Annotated in this window: 1 protein-coding gene; it reads left to right on the top strand. The window is 43.4% G+C overall.

Annotation, left to right across the window (positions count from 1 at the left end; all coding sequences use genetic code 11):
- Nucleotides 1–279 (top strand): BCCT family transporter (locus EM932_RS20730; RefSeq protein ID WP_211344337.1); only part of this gene is annotated, 279 nt, incomplete at both ends.

Raw genomic sequence — 279 nt, 5'->3', positions numbered from 1 at the left:
AGCCTGCAAAATGTGTCTCAATCGGCACAAGCATTTATTACCGATTCATTTGGTTGGTATTATCTTTTAGTTGTCTCTTTGTTTGTCGGGTTTTGTCTCTTTTTGATTTTCAGCCCGATCGGAAAAATCAAACTCGGAAAGCCTGATGAAAAACCGGAATTCGGGTTATTATCATGGTTTGCCATGCTGTTCAGCGCAGGCATGGGAATCGGCTTAGTATTCTACGGTGCGGCTGAACCGATCAGCCATTACGCAATTAGCTCTCCATCAGGTGAAACA

Source organism: Flavivirga rizhaonensis (assembly GCF_004791695.1).
Lineage (GTDB): Bacteria > Bacteroidota > Bacteroidia > Flavobacteriales > Flavobacteriaceae > Flavivirga > Flavivirga rizhaonensis.
This window is presented reverse-complemented; position numbering and strand designations above follow the sequence as displayed.